The 20550-nt window shown below is 42.9% G+C and carries 12 protein-coding genes; 1 reads left to right on the top strand and 11 read right to left on the bottom strand.

What is annotated here, in order from left to right:
* Window positions 1–115: 115 nt before the first annotated feature.
* Window positions 116–1882 (top strand): bifunctional metallophosphatase/5'-nucleotidase, encoded by a 1767-nt coding sequence (locus DMB45_RS11620; protein ID WP_110688789.1) that lies wholly within the window; start codon window positions 116–118, stop codon window positions 1880–1882.
* A gap of 62 nt (window positions 1883–1944) precedes the next feature.
* Here DMB45_RS11620 and DMB45_RS11615 read toward each other — a convergent pair whose 3' ends face one another.
* From DMB45_RS11615 to metG, 11 genes are all read right to left on the bottom strand, one after another.
* The gene (locus DMB45_RS11615) at window positions 1945–4734 is read right to left on the bottom strand and encodes a M16 family metallopeptidase (RefSeq protein ID WP_041504237.1); all 2790 of its coding nucleotides are present in this window, start codon (window positions 4732–4734) and stop codon (window positions 1945–1947) included.
* A 20-nt stretch (window positions 4735–4754) separates the two neighbouring features.
* On the bottom strand, window positions 4755–5180 hold the full coding sequence (locus DMB45_RS11610; RefSeq protein WP_052634797.1) for a hypothetical protein: 426 nt from the start codon (window positions 5178–5180) through the stop codon (window positions 4755–4757).
* Between the two features lie 113 nt (window positions 5181–5293).
* Window positions 5294–5908 carry a hypothetical protein gene (locus tag DMB45_RS11605; protein ID WP_041504236.1) on the bottom strand — a complete coding sequence of 205 codons (615 nt, stop codon included), beginning with the start codon at window positions 5906–5908 and terminating at the stop codon, window positions 5294–5296.
* A gap of 26 nt (window positions 5909–5934) precedes the next feature.
* A complete protein-coding gene (locus DMB45_RS11600) occupies window positions 5935–7470 on the bottom strand; it encodes a RagB/SusD family nutrient uptake outer membrane protein (protein ID WP_041504235.1) in 1536 nt (511 codons plus the stop codon).
* Window positions 7471–7482: 12 nt separating this feature from the next.
* Entirely contained in the window at window positions 7483–11043 is a 3561-nt protein-coding gene (locus DMB45_RS11595; protein WP_110688788.1) for a SusC/RagA family TonB-linked outer membrane protein, read from the bottom strand.
* A gap of 71 nt (window positions 11044–11114) precedes the next feature.
* Window positions 11115–12278 (bottom strand): FecR family protein, encoded by a 1164-nt coding sequence (locus DMB45_RS11590; protein WP_041505085.1) that lies wholly within the window; start codon window positions 12276–12278, stop codon window positions 11115–11117.
* A gap of 40 nt (window positions 12279–12318) precedes the next feature.
* Entirely contained in the window at window positions 12319–12912 is a 594-nt protein-coding gene (locus DMB45_RS11585; protein WP_052634793.1) for an RNA polymerase sigma-70 factor, read from the bottom strand.
* A 457-nt stretch (window positions 12913–13369) separates the two neighbouring features.
* On the bottom strand, window positions 13370–15094 hold the full coding sequence (locus DMB45_RS11580) for a hypothetical protein (RefSeq protein ID WP_041505084.1): 1725 nt from the start codon (window positions 15092–15094) through the stop codon (window positions 13370–13372).
* Between the two features lie 18 nt (window positions 15095–15112).
* Window positions 15113–16420, bottom strand: coding sequence for a TonB-dependent receptor (locus DMB45_RS14940; protein WP_237143306.1), 1308 nt, complete (start codon window positions 16418–16420; stop codon window positions 15113–15115).
* A gap of 60 nt (window positions 16421–16480) precedes the next feature.
* On the bottom strand, window positions 16481–17704 hold the full coding sequence (locus DMB45_RS14935) for a TonB-dependent receptor (protein ID WP_237143305.1): 1224 nt from the start codon (window positions 17702–17704) through the stop codon (window positions 16481–16483).
* A 298-nt stretch (window positions 17705–18002) separates the two neighbouring features.
* Window positions 18003–20033, bottom strand: a complete 2031-nt coding sequence (gene metG, locus DMB45_RS11570) for a methionine--tRNA ligase (RefSeq protein ID WP_041504231.1) — start codon at window positions 20031–20033, stop codon at window positions 18003–18005.
* Window positions 20034–20550: the final 517 nt, after the last annotated feature.

The raw sequence follows: 20550 nt of genomic DNA, 5'->3' as shown, positions 1-20550 counted from the left end.
AATTTACTCTTTTTAGCGATAGAAAAGATTCTTTTTAACAAAAAAATCCATAGTTTTGCCCCGGATACGACCCTTATATCTTATATTATTGAAACACACGAATAAATCCATATCTATGAGAAAAATCATTTCATGGTTTTCCGGAATATTACTTCTGCTAAACCTTTTACAAGCTTGTTCATCCAAACCGGAAGAAGCCCGACTTACCATCTACTGTACCAGTGACGTCCACGGCAGTATTTTCAATTACGATTTAAAAAAAGGAAAAGAAACTTCTCATAGTCTCGCCAACGCTTCGACCCTCCTCAAAGAAGCCCGGGCCAAAGACTCATTAAGTGTACTCCTGTTAGACGGCGGCGATTTTCTTCAAGGCCAACCCTCGATCTACTACTATAATTTTATTGACACCATTACCCCACACATCCAGGCTCAAGTCATGAACTACTTGAAATACGATGCCGCCGCCGTGGGAAACCATGATATCGAAGCCGGTCACCCGGTTTATGACCGCATAAAGAAAGAATTTCGATTTCCTTGGCTATCTGCAAATCTAATCGACAGCCAAACAGGTAAGCCCTATTTTACACCCTATGTAATAGTGGAGCGACAAGGAATTAAAATTGCTATCTTGGGAATGACGACCCCTAATATTCCTCAATGGTTACCGGAGCATCTTTGGCAAGGAATCGAATTCGAAGACATGATCGAATCTTCGAAAAAATGGATCGACATCCTCCGAAAACAGGAAAAACCGGATATGGTCATAGGACTTTTCCATTCCGGGTACGACTACACCTATGGAGGAGCCAACGAAAAAACGCTTAAAAACGAAAACGCCAGTAAATTAGTTGCACAACAGGTAGACGGATTCGATATCGTTATTTTCGGCCATGATCATACGGAGAAGCAAGAAGAGCTGACGAACGATTTCGGCCATAAGGTTTTATTAATGGATCCAAAATCCCACGGTACTTATCTCGGTAAAATTGTCGTTTCCTTGAAACGGGAAGGCGACCGGTATCGAAAATCTTACCGAAGCGAACTGATCGATCTGGATAAGGTAACTACGGATAAGGATTACATTTCAACTTTTACTCCGGCAATAGATAAGGCCAAATCATACATCGACACGGAATTAGGTACGTTCAAAAGTCCGCTTTCGGGACGGGACGCCATGTTCGGCCCCTCGGCGTTCATCGATTTCATCAACGAAGCCCAATTAGCAGAAAGCGGAGCGGAAATCTCTTTTGCCTCCATCCTTTCGCAGGATGCCTACATCAAAGCCGGAATAATTACCATGAAAGACATGTTTAATCTTTACGCTTACGAGAACTCTCTCTATACGATGCGGCTTTCCGGCGAAGAAATACGCAAATACTTGGAATACGCCGCGGCTATGCAGTTCAATACCATGCAATCCCCAAAAGATCATCTGCTAAACTTTAAAAAAGACGCGGAAGGAGAGATTCTAACGAATAAAAAAGGATATCCGTTCTTACAAAACGACTTTTTCAATTTCTCTGCCGCGGCAGGTATAAAATATACCGTGGACGTAAGTAAAGAACCGGGTCACCGGGTCACCATCCTCTCCATGACCGACGGTACTCCTTTCTATCCGGAACATATGTACAAGGTAGCTGTAAACTCTTACCAGGGTAACGGAGGAGGAGGACATCTCACCCGCGGAGCAGGAATTCCCAAGGCCGAATTAACGAAACGCATCATCGACGTCCGAGAGAAAGACATCCGCTATTACATCGCGGAGTACATCAAACGCCAAAAAGTATTGGATCCTCAACCCAGAAACGAATGGAAGGTTATTCCGGAGAAATGGTATAAGAAAGGCAAAGCGCAGGATTATAAATTATTATACAACAAATAAACAAAAGGGTTGCTTCGATTAAAAAGCAACCCTTTTTACAACTAAAACCGATCTTTCAACCTCTATCTCTTTTTTGTTTCAAAAACAATATCCATCCTATTCGCATCGGTAAAAAAACGTTCTGCAAAATTCCGGATATGTTCAGGGGTCAAGTAATCAACGATTTCACTAAAATTCTTCGGATCGGTCACGTCTATCCCATACAAAGACATCATGGTTAAAACATTCAACCAATATGAATTATGCAGTTTAGACTGTTCGTGTTGGTTACGTATAATCATGGCGATCTGTACGATTTCGGCTTGAGTCGGCCCCTCTTTGATCATCCGATCGATCTCGTGGAAAAGAATCCTTTTCAACTCTTCCGCTCGATCCGGATCACAATCAAAACTGATACTCAGATTATAAACCGGATACGGTTCCCTCTGAGAAGAACCTTCCACGCTCACGTTATAGGTTCCCCCGGCTCCCTCACGAATACTTCGAGTACACCGTAATCTCAAGATATGCTGAAAAATACCGAAATAATAATTATCCCGGACGGTATAAGCCATCTCTTTGGAATAAACCTCCACGACAGCAGACTTATCAACTTCTCCCCGTCGTTCGATCACTTTCCGGGTAACTCCTTGAGGACACCTCACTCCGTTATCTTTCCAATGTTCGCGTCGGTAAACAGAACGAATCGATCCGATGTATTTCTCAACCAAAGGCCGGACTTTCCCCGCATCTACATCGCCCACGATGAAAAAGGTAAAATCACTGGCATCCTGTATTCGGTCCCGATACACCTTTTCGATATTAGCCAAGGTAACCTTATCCAAAAACTCCTGATTATACAATATGACCCGGGGATTATAATCGTTTAATATCATCTGCAAAGAGTCACTCATCGGCGAAGTTTGCAAAGAGGCTTTCGCCTGCTGCATCATCAATTCATGAGCTACCTTATCAAAACGAGGTTGCTCAAAAGTCAGATAAAACAACTGCATCAAAGTCTCCAAAGATTGAGGAGTGGACGAGCCCGATATGTTTTCAGCCACATTATTCAAATTGATCGCGATGCTCACGTTTTTTCCTATCAGGTAATTCATTAACTCCTTCCGACTCATCGCACCGATTCCGTAAGCCGGCATCAACTTACCCAACATCATGGCGGCAGGAAGCAAATCGGGTCCGAACAAAGAAGTCCCTCCTTTGCTGTAAGCCGTCATCACCACCTGATTTTTGTCACCGTCGGCTTTCCGAAACAGAATACGAGCTCCATTATTCAAAACCCACTCTTCGGCTCCCCAAGCGGGCAAATCGGTAGTTTTTACGATTTTACCCCCTTTTAGATTTCCCGTTATCAGCTCCTTATCCCCGGTAGGTCTCTCTTCTGCATAAGGTTCCATCTCCATTTTCTCCACTTTTTTCAATACATTCAAAGCATCTCCTTTAGTCAGGTGTATGGCATTTTTCGGACCGGCAATCGATACGACCATATTTTCACGCGTAATCCATTTTTTCGCCTTGTTTGAAACCTCTTCCACGGTAATCGTCGGAATAACGGATTCGGCAAACCGATAATAGTAATCGAATCCGGGAGCCGGTTCATTTTCCAAGAAATGAGCCTGAAACTCGGCAACCAACTGCGAGTTCTCGATTTTATCCAGATTCTCATACATCGTCTTAAAGCTCATCAGTAACAATTGCTTGGCCTTCTCCAACTCCCCTGTTGTAAATCCATAACGCTTCAATCGTTCGTTTTCCGCATATACCTTCTCCAATGCTCTTCCCTCCTGATTCAAATTAGCCGTCGTCGAAATAACATACGCCCGATAACCTCTTACCAAAGGAGCCATCTTACTATCCGCCGCCAAACAGGGTGAATTTTTCTGTTGGGTCAACTTACCGATGCGCGTCTGAAACATCAAACCATACAAAGCCTCGACTAAAGTTTCCCTCATATAATGATGATTTTTCCATTCCGGTTTAACAGCCTCGGAAAGAATATTCAATGACACGAAAGAGTAAGGCACATCCTTATCTACGGCCAACACATAGGACTCTTTACCGGACAATGGAACTTGGTAAAAAGGCCGGGGAGTCGGATTTTCTATCACCGGAATCTTGGAGAACAGATCGATAACCTTTTTCTCCATCCATTCTGCATCAAAATCCCCGACCACAATAATAGCCTGAAGATCCGTACGATACCATTCATGATAATAATCGGCCAAGGCTTGGCGTTTAAAATTTTTAATCACATCCGGATCCCCGATTGTATTCCGCTTCGCGTATTTAGAGCCTTTCAACAAGACCGGCATCGTCTTCTCTGACAAACGTTTTGCCATACCCGATGTGGTACGAGCTTCTTCCAGAACCACTTTCCGTTCCTTATCAATCGCCCGTTGGTCCAAAGAGATATAGCGAGACCAGTCATGCAGGATCAACAAGCAAGTATCCAATAGACTCTCCGTTTGCGTCGGTATATTACTTAAACGATATACCGTTTCGTTATATCCTGTAGCCGCATTCAGGTGCGAACTCACATCCACCCCATTTCTCTTCAATACCTCGGTGATGGCATCTCCGGGAAAATGCTCCGTTCCGTTAAAAGCCATATGTTCCAAAAAATGAGCCAAACCGTTTTGGTCGTCATTCTCCATCAGGGAGCCCACATTTTGTACAATGTAAAAATCAGCCCTTTGCCGCGGAGCTGTATTACGACAGACGTAATAGGTCAGTCCATTGCTCAACCTCCCGTAACGTACCGCCGGATTCAACGGTACCGTATCTTCCGGAGCGTACTGGGCAAAAAGGTTTCCCTGAACAAGCCCCAATAAAAACAGTAAAATCATCTTTCTCATATACCCGCCATCCTTTTTATCTATTTTACAATAATGGTAAACAGGGAGTCCTTGTTGATAGTGTAACCTTCGTTTTTAATCGTCACGCCTATTACATACTTCCCTCTTTTTATCTGGTGATCGAAGGGAATTTCAAAACTTCCGTCTCCGATCCGCATACGGGTATATTTTCGAAAAGAGGTCTCATCCCCGTCAGATGTATAAATTTTATCGATCAGGTATTGATAAGGCACCGTTCCCAATACACCCTGTACCTCCGGAGAGACCCAGGGAAATTTTAACCGGATCCGGGTAGAATCTTCTACCGGATCCAACCCCGAAGCCCATAAAACAGTCATCTCGTCCGGATCATAACCGGCCTGATCCACAATCAGGAAACCTACTTTCTTCTTCTCGCAAGAAGCAATAGCACATACGATAATAAATACAAATATCAATTGTTTCATCTCTTTTCTATTTTTAATTCAATTCCTTCATTATATCATGATTAAACCGATCATATTCAGTGATTTCATGATTTTGAGATTGGATGATCAATATAATAACACAATCACTTAATCTACAAAGATCCAAACGTATGCTTTGTAGCCAACGCATGAATGATCCCATTGGTAAACCGGAGATCCGAAGTAGCGATATTCGTAGTCTTTCGCCTGGATTCCAAATAAATATAAGTCGCCCCGGCTTCCGGAAGTCCTTCATAATCCTGAGTACGAGCAAACAACCGGCAGGCGTTCCCGCCCAACATGGAGATATCCATTCCTCCCTCTCCGGGAATCGGCGGCCAAGGAAGAGAGGCGGTTCCTTTCGGAACATCTTTCCTTAATATCAGATCCACACACACGTATTCTAAAATCATCTCCCTACACTCTTCCGGATCCATATCTTTAATACGTTCAATATCATTATCCAACAGATAACGTAATAACGACAATTTTTTAGGCCCGAAGAAGGTAAACTTCGGATAATCGGGATCCTTCCCGTCAAATAGTTTTTCCAATCCGGCATGTTCGATCATCACAACCGTGGAATCCCAGTTTCCCGGGTTATTTTTCATATATTCCAACATGGAACAATCTTGATAACCGACAGCAAGTCCCGTATCGATAAAGTTCTCTTTCGTGCATCCTGTCAGGACGATCCCCACGATTAAATATAATACTATCTTATCCATATCCGATTATTTATTCATTAACACCATTACCATTGTTTTGCCCAAAAACGATTCTGACGCATATAAGAATTATCATAAAAAGCTGCGACATGAACTGGCAGATAAACGGCACCGTCCTCCACGTCCTGCGGAGTCAGTTTTTGCCATGCATCCGATAATTCCCCGTAAAAACCGGTTCGAACGATATCATATCGCCGATGCCGCTCCGCAATAAGTTCCTTTTCCCGTTCCTTAAATATAGCATAATACAAGTCTCCCTCGTCAGCAGAATACTCCTTGGCAAGAGCGCGTCCTCTGATTTCGTTCAAATCATCAATTGCCGGCTGGGTATCTCCTTTCTTAGCATACAATTCCGCCCGTAATAAAACGATATCCGCCAAACGATAAACAATGACATTTCCGTCGAAGTTCCGAAACCAAGTCTCCGGTTTAGTGGGTGAACTCGTTTTATCTAAAACCACTTCCCGGCGTTTCTGCAGAAACGCCCATCCTTTGGAATCCACACTATCGATCATCTCCGCAGGTTTATAAAAATAAGCCTCTCTTCTCAAATCGGTAATGGTTTCTCCGTCGATTACCCGAGTCGGGTACATCTCCAATACTCTCGAAGCATTGATATGCAAAGTATTATTAATGATATCCCCTACCGGCGTGTAAGGAACTATCGGATACCCTTCATAAAGACTCTCCATATGATAATAACCTTGTAACCAAACCTCGGACCATAATAATTCCACCTCAAAAATACATTCGGGATGTTTTCCCATCATCACTTTGGTACAAACCTCTTCCGGCGTTTTAGCCAAAGAGAACCCTCCCTTTTTGATCACGTAAGTGGCCGCATCGATCCCCTTCTGCACGGCATCCATATCATCACATAACGATCCCTTCCAAGCGTACATATGGGTCAAAAGAGCGTAAACAGCTTCCCTCCCGGGAATTTGCCTGCTTGTTATAGCAGAACTTTTGTTATCAATCAACTCTCTCCAGGGTTTTAACAAAAGAGCCGCCCGTTCCGCTTCCAAAATCTCTTTATCCAAAACGGTTTTCCACGATTCCCGACCCCGTTCTTTCAATTCGTACGAAACACTCACGTAAGGACAATCTCCCCAAGCCTGAACTATTTTAAAATAGGCCATCGCCTTAAAAAACAAAGCCTGTCCCAAATAGTTATCATGTCTCTCTTTCGGTAAATTAGCCCGGTCGATATTTTCGATCACGATCAATGCCTGCGTGATAATATTATACCACCCCTTCCAAGAAAGGAAATATCTATCATTCGTGATTAATGTGCCATCCAAGTTTCGAAATCCCCGAAGATCATCATCGGAAGACTTTACATGATCTGCAAGCTCACCCGATCCTTCAAAAACAGGGTAACCATCAAACATACCTCGATACAATGCATGAATACCGTATACGGCAGAGGCAACGTCTTCCTCTGTTTTGAAAAAATTATAAAAGGTCACGGAATTTTCCGGTTCGGGATTCAGCATATCCACGCACGATACAGTTCCGAAAAGGGAGATTAGTAAAAAAACAATTTTTATTATCTGTTTCATAACTCTCTTCGATTAAAAATTAACACTCAACCCCAATGTAAGCTTCCGGTTCAAAGGATAAGACCTGCTGTTATCATAACCGGTCATAATATCTACCGACTCGGGATCCAAACCGGTATAATTGGTCCATGTGAAAATATTCTCTCCACTCACGTAACAACGCACCTTCGATAAACCGATCTTTTTCGTAATCCCTTCCGGCAACGTATACCCCACGATAAAATTTTTCAATCGCAAGAAATTTACCTTCTCCACGAAAAGATCGCTTGCCGTTCCGAAATTATTCTTCCCCTCCTCGTATGCCAATCGGGGAAAATCCACATCATCTCCCGGTTTCGTCCAAAACGTATACTTCCGGATATCTGTCAGAATAGGTCCCCCTAAACTTTGACCGTCTACGGTTAAAGCTATCCCCTTGCTTGCATTGACGATTGTCCGGCCTAAAGAGTAATTAAACAACAAATTAAAGTCAAAATTCTTCCATTTGATCTCGCTCATGATACCTCCGACGGCCTTCGGCAGAGGCGAACCGATATAAACCCCGTCTTTAGCGGATATCTCTCCGCCTCCATTGGCATCCAAATAACGCATATCGCCTAATGTATAGAATTGGGGCACATTATTCTGAGGAGAGAGAAATACTTTATTCCCGTTCTGGATGTATTTATAAACCAATTGCTCCTCGTTTTGGATGATGCCTAAAGATTTTAATAATTTAATCCCGTTCAAAGGCTTTCCAAGAATGTAGTTATCCAAATCCCGCCCGTTATAACTGCTCTCGAAACGATTCCAGTTCCGGGCAAAATTCACGGTCAGCTTCCATCTGAAATCGTCTCTCCTGATAATATCGTATTTTACGGCGACTTCCACGCCCCCATTATAAATCGAACCGGCATTTTCAAAACGATTCGTTATCATTGAATAATCCCCGGCCAATCGGATCGGCATCAATACTCCTTCAGTCAATCTGGAATAATAGTCGATATTAATACCCAAACGGTAATTCCACAGATCCAGATCCAACCCGACATTGTATTGAGTGGTCGTCTCCCAGGATAAATTCGGATTGGCAATACCGGCTAAGCTACTGGGTAAAACAGAGGGATTTCCCAAGAAGGGATCGCCTTTTGTAAACAAACCGTAAGCCAAATAAGGTTCCGAAAACTGAGTTCCCGTCTGCCCCCAACTCAGACGTAACTTTCCAAAATTCAATGCCTCGAAAAAGTCCATAAATCCTTCATCCGAAAAGACCCAACCGCAACTCACTGAAGGAAAGGTTCCCCAAGGTTTTGCTTTTCCGAATTTGGAACTGCCGTCCCGACGTATGGTAGCCTCAAGCAAATATTTTTGCATATAGCTGTAATTCACCCGTCCCAGATAACTGATCAACGCCGATTCCGTAAAATTCGAACCGTACCCTTTCATGGCCATCGTTCCCCAAGGCACGGTATAGGTAGAGGGCCAGCCTCCCGTCACGTAATGCACGTAATCGCTCGGACCATTTTGTCCCAATCCCCCCATGGAATTCATCTGGTCGTATTGTACCGATGCACCGACCAGTATATCTACCTTGTGCATCTCTTTAAATTCCCTGCTAAACGTGAGCATGTTTTCTGTCAGAATCATACGGTTCTCAACAAAATTCCCTTCACTTTTGCTCCATTTGTTCGTACTCAAATACGAGGGAGAGAATCGATTGCTTTTACTCAGGGCATACTCTACCGAATTGGTCGACACGAAACGAAGCCAAGAAGTAAAGTTTATTCCTAAAGAGAGACTGGTACGTAGGCGGATATCATCGTTTTTCTCTTTTATCCCGTCAATGGATTCCAATAATTTTTGCTCTACGACTCCGCCGTCAGGTAAAAAAGTCGAAGTATTGAACGGTTTCGAGGATATTTGCGGTAAATTCGCCCCGGAACCTTTTACCCCAGACATCTCGTCGCTATTCCTCTTCCTTTTGGCATACGACACGGCAAAGTTCGCCGCTATCGAAAAATACTCCGTCGGCGTAAAACCCACGTTGGTCATAAAAGTAAAACGTTGAAAACCGGTATTCCTCACGATTCCTTTTTCATCGTAAATAGCCACTCCGGTGCTTACGTTGTAATTTTTAGCTCCATACAAGGCCTGCACGTTGGCATTCAAAATCTTTCCCACGTTAAAAAAACGTTTAAACCAATTGGTCGAATTATTATGAAACGGATTCAGACTATCCTGCAACTCCCGGATCGGACCATTGGCTCCTCCCTCTGTTCCGTCACCCCACCAATACCCGAAAGAAGGCTTTCCTCCGCTATAAAGTTGAGCCATCCGGTAGGCATCCTCATAACTCACGGGATATACCGGTTGTTGCAGGTCCGAATTCAGGTAAGCAGAACATTCGTTTTCCAACGCTTGCAATTTGTAACGCCGGGCTTCCACTCCCGCAAAAACGGTCGGAAATTTCGGGAGATAAGAATAAGTATAAGAAATCCCGGCTTTAATTATTCTCTGCCCCTCTTTTCCCTTTTTCGTGGTAACTAAAATTACCCCGTTCGCCGCACGGGAACCGTACAAAGAAGCGGCCGCCGCATCTTTCAACACCTCGATAGACTCGATCATCTCCGGGTCGATCTCCGCCAACACACTCGTTCCCGTTACGGCCGAAGTCATGTTCGAAACCGGAACCCCATCTATCACCCAAAGCGGAGAACTCAAATTCCGTTGCTCCGAATTCAGCGAATTAAAACCGCGCACGATCGTAGCTGTTCCGGCACTTCCCGGGGAACCGCTGATATTGGCAATATCCATTCCCGCCACGCGCCCCTGCAACAAGGACGCTATATTGGAACTCGGCACACTTAAAATATCTTCGCCTTTGATGGAGGAAACGGCTCCCGTAATTTGCCGTTTGGTCGACTTTCCGTAAGCGACCACCCGTACCTCATCCAAATCGGAGGCTTCATCCTCTAATAAAATATCAATCGTTTTAGACCCCTTAATCAACACTTCCTTCGTCTTCATCCCGATAAACGAATAGAAAAGATAGAGATTCTTCTGTTCCGTCAACGTGATGGCATATTCTCCTTTATCATTCGTGGAGACCCCCAAGGTGGTACCCTTCACGTACACCGAAGCTCCGGGAAGCGGAATTTTTTTCGAATCCGTTACTTTTCCTTTAATCGTCCATTTCACGGGAGCTTTAACGGTATCGGTAGCCACTGCCGTCTTTTTAGTAATCAAAATCGTCTTTTTGTCTATGGAATACACCAAAGGACTCCCTTTTAACAGGATATCCAACACTTCGGAGACCTCCATCTCTTTCACGCTCAATGTCAGATTTTTAACCGAAACGACTTCCATTTCGTTGTACATAAACCCCAACCGGGTCTGCTTTTCAATCATGCCGATAACGACTTTCAAATTCGCATTGCTGACCTGAATGGAAACCTTTTGTGCCAAAGACGTCTGATTGGCATAAAGAGAGAAGGTCGTCATCAGTAAAATAACCAATAGATTTTGCATAAATAATAACCATTTTTTCACACGCCATCCCCCGGGAGAAGGGTGCACTTCTTCGTTTTTTTTCATAACTTTGTCTTTGAATGAATAATAATTTATTATTGTTTATGATAATCGGGAGCGGGGCCAATCACTCCCGGTTATTTCTTATTTACCTTTACCACTTTGTCCTCAAGCTGAAAATCGACTCCTGCTATTTTCGCTACCATATCCAAAATCTCACGCAGATTTTCAAACCGCTTTACTTTTCCGGTAACCCGGAGCTTTTTCAAAACATCTTCCGAACATTCAAAAGAAACATCATACCAACGCCCGAACATCTCTAATACCTGTTCCAACGGTTCGTCGTTAAAATAAAACCATCCTTCATGCCAAGCCAAATAATAGTCGGTATCCACCTCCCGCAACTCATGTTCTCCGTCACGCCCGATCACGATCTGTTCCGAAGGGTTCAGGACGACCCCCATTCCTTCCGGTTGCTTCACCAGCACCTTCCCCTCCACCAAGGTGGTTTCGTACCGGATATCCGTCAGATAAGCTTTTATATTGAAACGGGTTCCCAACACCTTCACCTCAAATCTTTCATCGACCTGCACGATAAAAGGAGATGTACTATCCGGAGCCACCTCAAAATAGGCCTCACCGGATAAACTGACCCGGCGCATATCTTTCCCGAAGGAAACCGGATAACGTAATTCGGAGTCGGAGTTTAGCCATACCTTTGTACCGTCACTCAAAATCAACATATACTCATGCCCCCTGCCCACGCGAAGCCGATTATAGATTAGCTGTTGTTTGACAGGACGTGTTTGTACCTGGTAGTTTAAGACCGAATCTTTCACGATCTCCTTACCGTTCCGTTCGTTGATGCGCTGAGGTGTTTCCCGCAATTCACACAAGGTACCGTCGCTCAATTCCAGAACGGCACCCCGAGTAGCCGGACGAACATCTATCACCTGACTTTTAGCTATATAGGGGTGTGGGTCTTTTTTACCGGCCCAATATAACACGCTCCCTCCTATCATAAAAGGAAGTGAGATCACGGCAACACGCCAATAAATATTTTTTAAGAAATGCTTTCGGCGGGAGGAGATCACGCGTTGCCACTCCTGTTCCACCTGAAGACCGTCTATAAATAACTTGCGTTTCTCAAACGCTTCTCCATCGGACATCTCTCTCAACAACTGTTGCCCGGAGGGAAAGTTCTCTAACCATTCGTCTAACTCTTTCCTCTCCTTCCCCTCTTCCATACCCAACAGCCGATAAAAGATCAGTTTTATCTTATCGTGCAAATTTTGACTCATTGAATTCTATTAACCGTACTGACACGCTTAATAGACACATTCATTCCGAAAAGTAGTGAATCAAAATTCTTTTTTTTTGCAAAAAAAGAAAATAACAAAGGAAATATTTATCCTTCAGCAATACACGTATAACCTTATAAGCATTCGCTTTCAACGTGTTAACCGTATTTACAGAAACATTCAATCTTTCCGCTATCTCCTGATTCTTTAATCCCTGAAGTTTCAATAAAAGTATTTTTTGACTTCGATCCGGAAGCGTATAAATAGCCTTTTCCAATAAACGGTACAACTCCTCTCTGGCTACCTCCTTTTCAAAAAAAAGATCACTCCCCTTTACCTCTAACAGGCTTCGTTCCGAATACAAATGATGAATACATTGTCTGCGCAACACGTTTAGACAACGATTCTTCACCACCATATAAAGGTAATTTTTCACGCTATCCACAGCCATCAACTCTTCCGGCTTCTCCCATATCCGGCAAAACACATCGTGTACCACGTCTTTGGCTGCCTCCCGATCCTCCAAATAACGTTCGGCAAACACACACATAGAGGCAAAATAGCTATAAAAAAGATTTTTGAATCTTTCCTCATCCATAGAGATTTCATGCAAATGAGTTTGCTTTCCTGTCATTTTTGTTGTATTTTATGGGAACATACAATTAAAACTCAAATATAAATCATATTTAATTCATTTTTGGACGCAATGAGAAATATTTTTCATCCCGTTTACAAATAGACCATTTTAGACCAATAATCCACGGGGAGAGGTACGATATGATCAGGTGATTAAAGGATTCTAAGATTTAGAAATTGGAGGATTATGTGATTGACGCTTGCAGATTACAGATTAAAAAATTACGTCCAATTTAAAATCTACAATTTAAAATTGACAATAGAAAAAATGACGATTGTAGGATTAAAATCGAATCACCTAATCATGGAATCACTAAATCTCAGCATTTTTCTAATTTATAATCAAGTAATGAAAGAGGGCAAGACAGGCATTTGATCACTGAATCTTTAATTATTCACAAATAAAAAAATCCGGTTCATGAATGAACCGGATTTTCCTATCCAAAAACTTTTATCTACTGGAGTTCTTTATAACTGTCTTCGATGTATTCGAATTTACCCTTCGCTATTCCTTTGTACTTCACCTCCCAATTAGCGCGCGGAGAATAGCTCTTGAAACGAATCGTGTATTCGATCGGCGTTCCGTCGACTACCGGCTCTGCTTCGGGATATTTTCCTTCTAAGACGGCCGGGAAACCTTCCGTAATCAAACGCTGCTTCTGGATTTCCAATACTTCTTCATCGGATTTGCCCGCTAACTCGTTAACACCAGCCAACTCGTCATATTTTACCAATAAAGACACGCCCATATTGATATTCACGTTATAGGTCGTAGAACCGAAATAGAACTCTCCGGTATCCGGATATTTCTCGTCCAAATAAGCATGTTTGTTTTTATCAACCCAATCCAACATATACTGATAATCCGATTTCCCCATTTCGAATGTAATGTGAGGATTAGCAAACCACTTCTCTCCATTATGCATGAATTGTTCTGCTTTCTGAGAAACCGGATTGTATTTCATCCAGGCTCCTGCGGTAAAAGTATACTCGTCCGTATAGATGGAGTAACTGCTTCCTCCGTCATTTTTATAAATAAACGTCACCACATCCTTGTCCTGGGCGTACGGGAATTTTAACGTCAACAATTGAGGCAAATAATTGTCCGCATCGCTATTGAAACAATCGGTCTTACCCATCTGGCTGAAATCGTCGGCCGTCACGATATAAACATCTTTTTTCGTGTAGGGACTCCAGTTTCCATACCTCTCGCTATACGAGAATACGGCAACCACTTCCTTGGTCAACACGGGATCCACACTCCCTACGATCTCAAACTCGGGAGTCTTTCCGGCTAAAGTACATTTATAAGCGACACTTTTCGGAGCGCTATTGTTTCCATAAGTGGCATATCTGACATTGTAAATCACATCCTTTACAGCCTTATTCCCCAATTTAGCCAACAAAATCTTTATACCGGATCTAACCTGTTGAAGGATAAATGCATCCGTTATGGTCACACCGTGCTTTTCCTGGTACTTCTCCCAATCTTTTTTGCTCAGATTAAAATTCGGACGATCTGCATCCACACCGAAATAAAACTCTTTGTTTCCATCCACGAACTCTTCTTTGTTGCTCTTCACCCAATCCAGAATACTCTTATAATCATACTTATTCATTTCGAAGTTCACCACATTGGCCGTTTTTCCGTCAACCGCATCGGAGGTCTCGTTATAAGTCACGATCAGCAATTCTCCGTCTTCTCCATCGGCATCGATAGCCTTTGTCATATTATCCCGGTTCGCGGGCATTCCCCCCGTAAAACAAAGATACTGAGCCACGTTTCCTCCTACTTTTTTATAATCGGCTACCCCCAACGTCTTTTTATTTATTCTGGTTGCCGCCGTATAAAAATTATAGGTAACCATAGCTGTTGAATTTTTATTCAATGCCGGATATTTCGATGTTAAAAAATCAGGAATATAATTTTTAGCCGGAACAGAAGAAGAAAAATTCTTATTATCCGCGATAGTTTTCACCTTTGCAGAGTCTGCAGCGTTTTCGCAACGTTTATAAGCTAAAGAGGCGATCGTGGCATAGTCCGCATCCGCAAGCGTGTAAACAATATCGGCATGAACAGGCTCTTTATTGGCATCCAAATCATCATACACATCCGACATGGGATTACAGGATGCCAACCCCAACAATGCCAATGTTATCAAACTATATATTTTACGCATATCTTTCAATTTTAATCATTAGAAATTCAATCTCAATCCCAGTGTCCAAGTTCTACCGAATCCGTAATATACCAAAGAAGAAGCGGCATTATGATAAGCTCCGTCCTTAGCATCGGCAATGTATTTTGCATTAAATACGTTATTGATATTCGTGTACAGGGTAAAACGCACGCCCTTATAATCCAAGCCGTAACGTAAATTGGCATCTACCGTGACGTAATTCGGCATTCTCCACGAATCGATTCCCTCTTCCCTCGCCGCAACACGGTTTTCAATCGTGTAATCGGAATAGTTTTTACCGAAGAAATTCATATCGGCTCCGATCTTAAAACGAGGGAACGGTTCGTAACTTGCTCCTAAAGCAGCAGTCATCTGAGCCGAATTGCCCACATGCACGTCTTTCACGTATAATTTCTCATTCTCGCTAATAACTTCGTTGCTTGCATCCAAAACCACCATCGTCGGGTTATCGGTTAAAACCCAGTTACCCCACGAAAACATTCCCTTTAGGTTAAAATTATAAACGGGTTTGTATTCGGCTTCAAATTCGACACCATGGTGACAGGCGTTCAGGCCGCGTATATTAGCCACGTTTCCGTTACCGACACTCTTGGTCAAACCGCGATCATTCCAGCGGGTATAGTAATAATTTATCTTGGCTGTCAAAGTGGGCATTTCTAAACCGTATCCTCCCTCAATAGTGTATACGGTCTCGTATTTCACGTTCGGTGTAATTACGTTCGTGTTATTCTTGAAAACCACATTAAAATAAGGAGCCCGCTTAAAGTAACCGCCATTCAAATAAACATTGTGAAAAGCACCGAATTTATAATTAGCTCCGGCTTTCAGTCCCCAAGGCAAAAAGTTTTGCCAACTTGTTTTACGCATCGGGTCACCTTTTTTATAGGCACCGTTATCTATACGGCGATAGGCCTCGTCCGTCAACGAAAAAGAGAGGAATCCCGAAAAATTATCTTTCACGTACTCTCCCTGCGCGAAAATACCGCCCCAAAGGACCTCTCCGGTATTATCAAAAGCGATCTTATCTCCTTTTTTCAAAGCCACGTTAGGATCCTGGTAAGCCAATAAATCAGACTTATTGTTATAATAAGCACCCCCCATCAAATCCGTAATTTTTATAAAGTGATACCCCTTATAGTAGCGAACGTCCAAACCTCCCGTTAATTTGATATTATCGGTTAACTGATTGGTATAGGTACTCAGCGCACCGTACCAATCATGAGAGTTTATCGCATTTGCCAAAACTAACAAGGAACCGGTCGTGGAAGCCTGATTTTCTCTCATCACGGCATCGTAATCCAACAAACCGTCCGGGGTAAGTTTCGTCTCTTCGTAAGGCTTTCCGTCCGTATAGTTGTACTGTAACTAATTCTTATTAACACCATAGCTACGTCTTCCGCCTCCGTTAGAGAAAGACAAATAAACCACCGTAGATAAAGAAGAACGCTCGTCAATCGTCCAGTAATGATTCAAGGACATCTGAGGCTTATGATACTCGTTATAGGCATAAGGACCGTTGAATATTTCACCGTTCAAGATACCGTAACTGGAATTCCATCTCGTCCCGTTTTGGTTATCGCGATATTCCTGAATCGTATGCATTTGTCCGCGTTGATTGTGCCATTGCGGAGCACCGAAAGCAGTAAAAGAAAGACGATGATTATCATTGATTCGCTTGGACACATTCACAAAATAAGCCCATGCCTCGTAATTAGTCGCATCTACATACCCATGAGTACTTGCTGTTCTGGATCCGGCTAAACTTACAGCCCATCCGTTCTCCATCAATCCGGTCGAAACATTTACAGCGGCTTTCGAGTAACCGTCATTTCCTATTCCGTAATATAAACCACCGCCTTTAATAGCATCCGTACTCTTCGTAATCATATTCATGGTTCCTCCCACGGAATTAACAGCCAATTTAGAAGCCCCCAAGCCGCGCTGTACCTGAATAAATTGAGTCACATCAGAAAGACTGGCCCAATTCGACCAGTACACCCTTCCGTTCTCCATATCATTGATAGGAATACCGTTAATCAAAATACCTATGTTATTGGAATCAAAACCCCGCATATTAATACGAGAATCTCCGTATCCACCGCCTTGTTTCGTCGCGTAGATAGAAGGGGTAGATTTCATAATTTCGGGAAACTCCTGACTTCCCAATTTTTCTTCAATCATTAAGGGAGTGATATTCGAAATAGCCACCGGGGTCTCACGATCTTTCGTCACAATAGAAGCTGTTACCTTCACCTCATCCAAACCTACCGTCACAGGAGTAAGTTTTATAGTTCCCATATCCAACTCTTTGTCTTTCAAATCTATCTCTTTCTTCAACTCCTCATACCCCACGTATCTGAATAAAATGACCATTTTCCCTTCCTTTTTTGTCTTAATCACGAATTTCCCATCAATATCGGCAGCAGCCCCGATGGAAGTCCCATCTATCGTTGCAGTTGCTCCAATCAATGCCTCGTTCGTCTTAGCATCAATAATTTTCCCTTTGATAACGCCGTCCGCCAACGTAGCCAACGACATACAAAGCATCGGAATAAACAACATCAGGCATTTTAATAACACTTTTCTCATAATCTAACTTTTTTAATTCGTAAGCAAAATAGCACCCTTAATGTTAATCAATTATTAATTTCTTGTAGGATAAAAATTACATTTCACACTTCTTTTTATTTTTTATTAAGAGAGCTACAAAGGTAGTATTTCGATTCAATATATCTATTTTTTAGACGAGTTTAACATTTTATAAAAAGAGAGAGAGTTCTTTTTATTAGATGTTAATTTTTCCTATGAAAAAGGTGTCGTCCCGGCTATATTACAGGAACAACACCTCTTAAAAATATTTTTAAAATATGCTATTTTATTGCAGTTGTCAGCGAATTTCAGACCCGGGTTTTAACTCTTTTTCCGGAGCTACAAAAGAAAGAGTTCCGTCTGCATTCTCCGCCATTAAAATCATTCCTTGAGATTCTATCCCTTTCAAAGGTTTCGGCTCTAAGTTCACCAATATACTGACCTGACGTCCGACGACTTCTTCCGGGGTATAATATTCCGCAATACCGGACACAACCGTACGTTGATCTATCCCGGTATCCACGGTTAACTTCATCAATTTTTTAGTTTTAGCCACTTTCTCGGCGGCTGTGATTTTCCCCACGCGAATATCCATCTTTGAAAAATCTTCAAAACTGATATTGGCTTTTGCCGGAGCTGCTTTTACTGCAGCCAGTTCATTCGCTTTTTTCGTCGCCAACAGTTTATCGATTTGAGCTTGTATCTGGGCATCTTCAATTTTCTCGAATAACAACCCTGCTTCACCCAAACGATGTCCTGCCGGAATAACCTGGTCGCCCATAGCCTCCCAGGCTATCGGTTCTATATTCAAGAAACCTCGCAATTTCTCCGAAGAGAACGGCATAAAAGGCTCCATCAAGGTGGAAAGATCGGCTGAAACCTGAAGACATATATTCAAAATAGTCTTCACTCTCCCCTCGTCCGTTTTAATCACCTTCCAAGGTTCTGTATCCGCCAAGTATTTGTTCCCCAAACGAGCCAGATTCATAGCCTCTTTCAAAGCTTCCCGGAAATGAAAAGTATCCAGGTTCTTTTCCACCTGTTCGACAATCCGAGGAATCTCGTCCAATACTTCCCGATCGTAATCCGTCAGTTCTTCCCGTTCCGGTACCCGGTTATCGAAATACTTTTGTGTCAATACCAAGGTACGATTGATAAAGTTACCGTATATCGCTACCAATTCGCTATTGTTCCGGGTCTGGAAATCCTTCCAAGTAAAATCGTTATCTTTCGTTTCCGGGGCATTGGCCGTTAAAACGTAACGCAATACATCCTGTTTCCCCTCGAAATCACGTAAATACTCGTGTAACCATACCGCCCAATTCCGAGAAGTCGAAATCTTATCGCCTTCCAAATTCAAAAATTCGTTTGCCGGAACGTTATCCGGAACGATATAAGACCCTTCGGCCTTTAACATGGCCGGAAAGATTATACAATGAAACACGATGTTATCTTTTCCTATAAAATGAATCATCCGGGTCTCCGGGTCTTTCCAATATTTTTCCCATTCCGGCGTCAAATCTTTCGTGGCCGAAATATACCCGATCGGAGCATCAAACCACACGTAAAGGACCTTGCCTTCGGCTCCCTCGATCGGGACAGGTACACCCCAGTCCAAATCCCGAGTGACGGCACGCGGCTGCAAGCCGTTATCCAACCATGATTTACACTGTCCGTACACGTTCGGCTTCCACTCCTTGTGTTCTTCCAATATCCATTTCTTCAACCAATCCTCATACTCATTCAAAGGCAAATACCAATGTTTGGTCTCTTTCAGTTCCGGTTTGTTTCCGGTAATCGCCGAAACCGGATCAATCAGGTCAGTGGCATTCAAACTCGTACCGCACGCCTCGCATTGATCTCCGTATGCCCGCTCGTTTCCACAATGCGGACAGGTTCCGATAATATAACGATCGGCCAAAAATTGCCCTGCCTTCTCATCGTAGAATTGCATGGAGGTCTTCTCGATAAATTTACCCTCATCATACAATTTTTTAAAAAAAGCAGACGAAAGTTCGTGATGGGTTTTGGAACTCGTCCTTGAATAGATATCGAAAGATATCCCCAATTCGGCAAACGATTCCTTTATTATCTTATGATAACGATCTACAATATCCTGCGGCGTCACTCCTTCTTTCTGGGCTTTAATCGTGATAGGCACCCCGTGTTCGTCCGAACCTCCGATAAAAGCGACCTCCTCTCCTTTTTTTCTCAAATACCTCACATAAATATCTGCCGGCACGTATACCCCTGCCAAATGTCCGATATGCACCGGACCATTCGCGTAAGGTAACGCAGTGGTAACTAAATTTCTCTTGAATTTGCTCATATCTAAATTTGAGTTTGTAAAGTTAAACGCTCCTAACGTCCATAAAGCCACTCGTATTCAAAGTTCTATAACCTCGTAAACTTCATGATCTTTAAGAATTCGCAAAGGTAGAAAAATATTACCTAATCTGTGATTGTAATTTGCAAATTTTAGATCGCAGACTACAAATTGATTTACGATTCAATTCCGATTTTTATAATTTAAATCGTCCATCTGCAATCGCAAAGGGGATAACTCTTCCGGGACTCGCCGTGCTCGGACAATCCGTCGTCCGGTCGCTCCTAAAAGCAAACACGACGCTCGCCGTCCACTATGTATGCCCCTTCGTTTTTATCCCCGCTTCTTCAGTCCTCGATCGTCAAGAATCCGAAATCACCTAATCTCTTTAATCTTTGAATCTACAATTTACAATCGTCAATCTACAATTACAAAGGGGATACCTCTTCCGGGACTCGCCATGCTCGGACAATCCGTCGTCCGGTCGCTCCTAAAAGCAAACACGACGCTCGCCGTCCAC

The sequence above is a fragment of the Sanguibacteroides justesenii genome (assembly GCF_003204205.1).
GTDB classification, from domain to species: domain Bacteria; phylum Bacteroidota; class Bacteroidia; order Bacteroidales; family Marinifilaceae; genus Gabonibacter; species Gabonibacter massiliensis.
This window is presented reverse-complemented; position numbering and strand designations above follow the sequence as displayed.

Excerpts from the sequence above, each read along its gene's own strand:
- DMB45_RS11620 (WP_110688789.1), top strand. The coding sequence starts at position 116 with ATGAGAAAAATCATTTCATGGTTTTCCGGAATATTACTTCTGCTAAAC.
- DMB45_RS11615 (WP_041504237.1), bottom strand. The coding sequence starts at position 4,734 with ATGAGAAAGATGATTTTACTGTTTTTATTGGGGCTTGTTCAGGGAAAC.
- DMB45_RS11610 (WP_052634797.1), bottom strand. The coding sequence starts at position 5,180 with ATGAAACAATTGATATTTGTATTTATTATCGTATGTGCTATTGCTTCT.
- DMB45_RS11605 (WP_041504236.1), bottom strand. The coding sequence starts at position 5,908 with ATGGATAAGATAGTATTATATTTAATCGTGGGGATCGTCCTGACAGGA.
- DMB45_RS11600 (WP_041504235.1), bottom strand. The coding sequence starts at position 7,470 with ATGAAACAGATAATAAAAATTGTTTTTTTACTAATCTCCCTTTTCGGA.
- DMB45_RS11595 (WP_110688788.1), bottom strand. The coding sequence starts at position 11,043 with ATGAAAAAAAACGAAGAAGTGCACCCTTCTCCCGGGGGATGGCGTGTG.
- DMB45_RS11590 (WP_041505085.1), bottom strand. The coding sequence starts at position 12,278 with ATGAGTCAAAATTTGCACGATAAGATAAAACTGATCTTTTATCGGCTG.
- DMB45_RS11585 (WP_052634793.1), bottom strand. The coding sequence starts at position 12,912 with ATGACAGGAAAGCAAACTCATTTGCATGAAATCTCTATGGATGAGGAA.
- DMB45_RS11580 (WP_041505084.1), bottom strand. The coding sequence starts at position 15,094 with ATGCGTAAAATATATAGTTTGATAACATTGGCATTGTTGGGGTTGGCA.
- DMB45_RS14935 (WP_237143305.1), bottom strand. The coding sequence starts at position 17,704 with ATGAGAAAAGTGTTATTAAAATGCCTGATGTTGTTTATTCCGATGCTT.
- metG (WP_041504231.1), bottom strand. The coding sequence starts at position 20,033 with ATGAGCAAATTCAAGAGAAATTTAGTTACCACTGCGTTACCTTACGCG.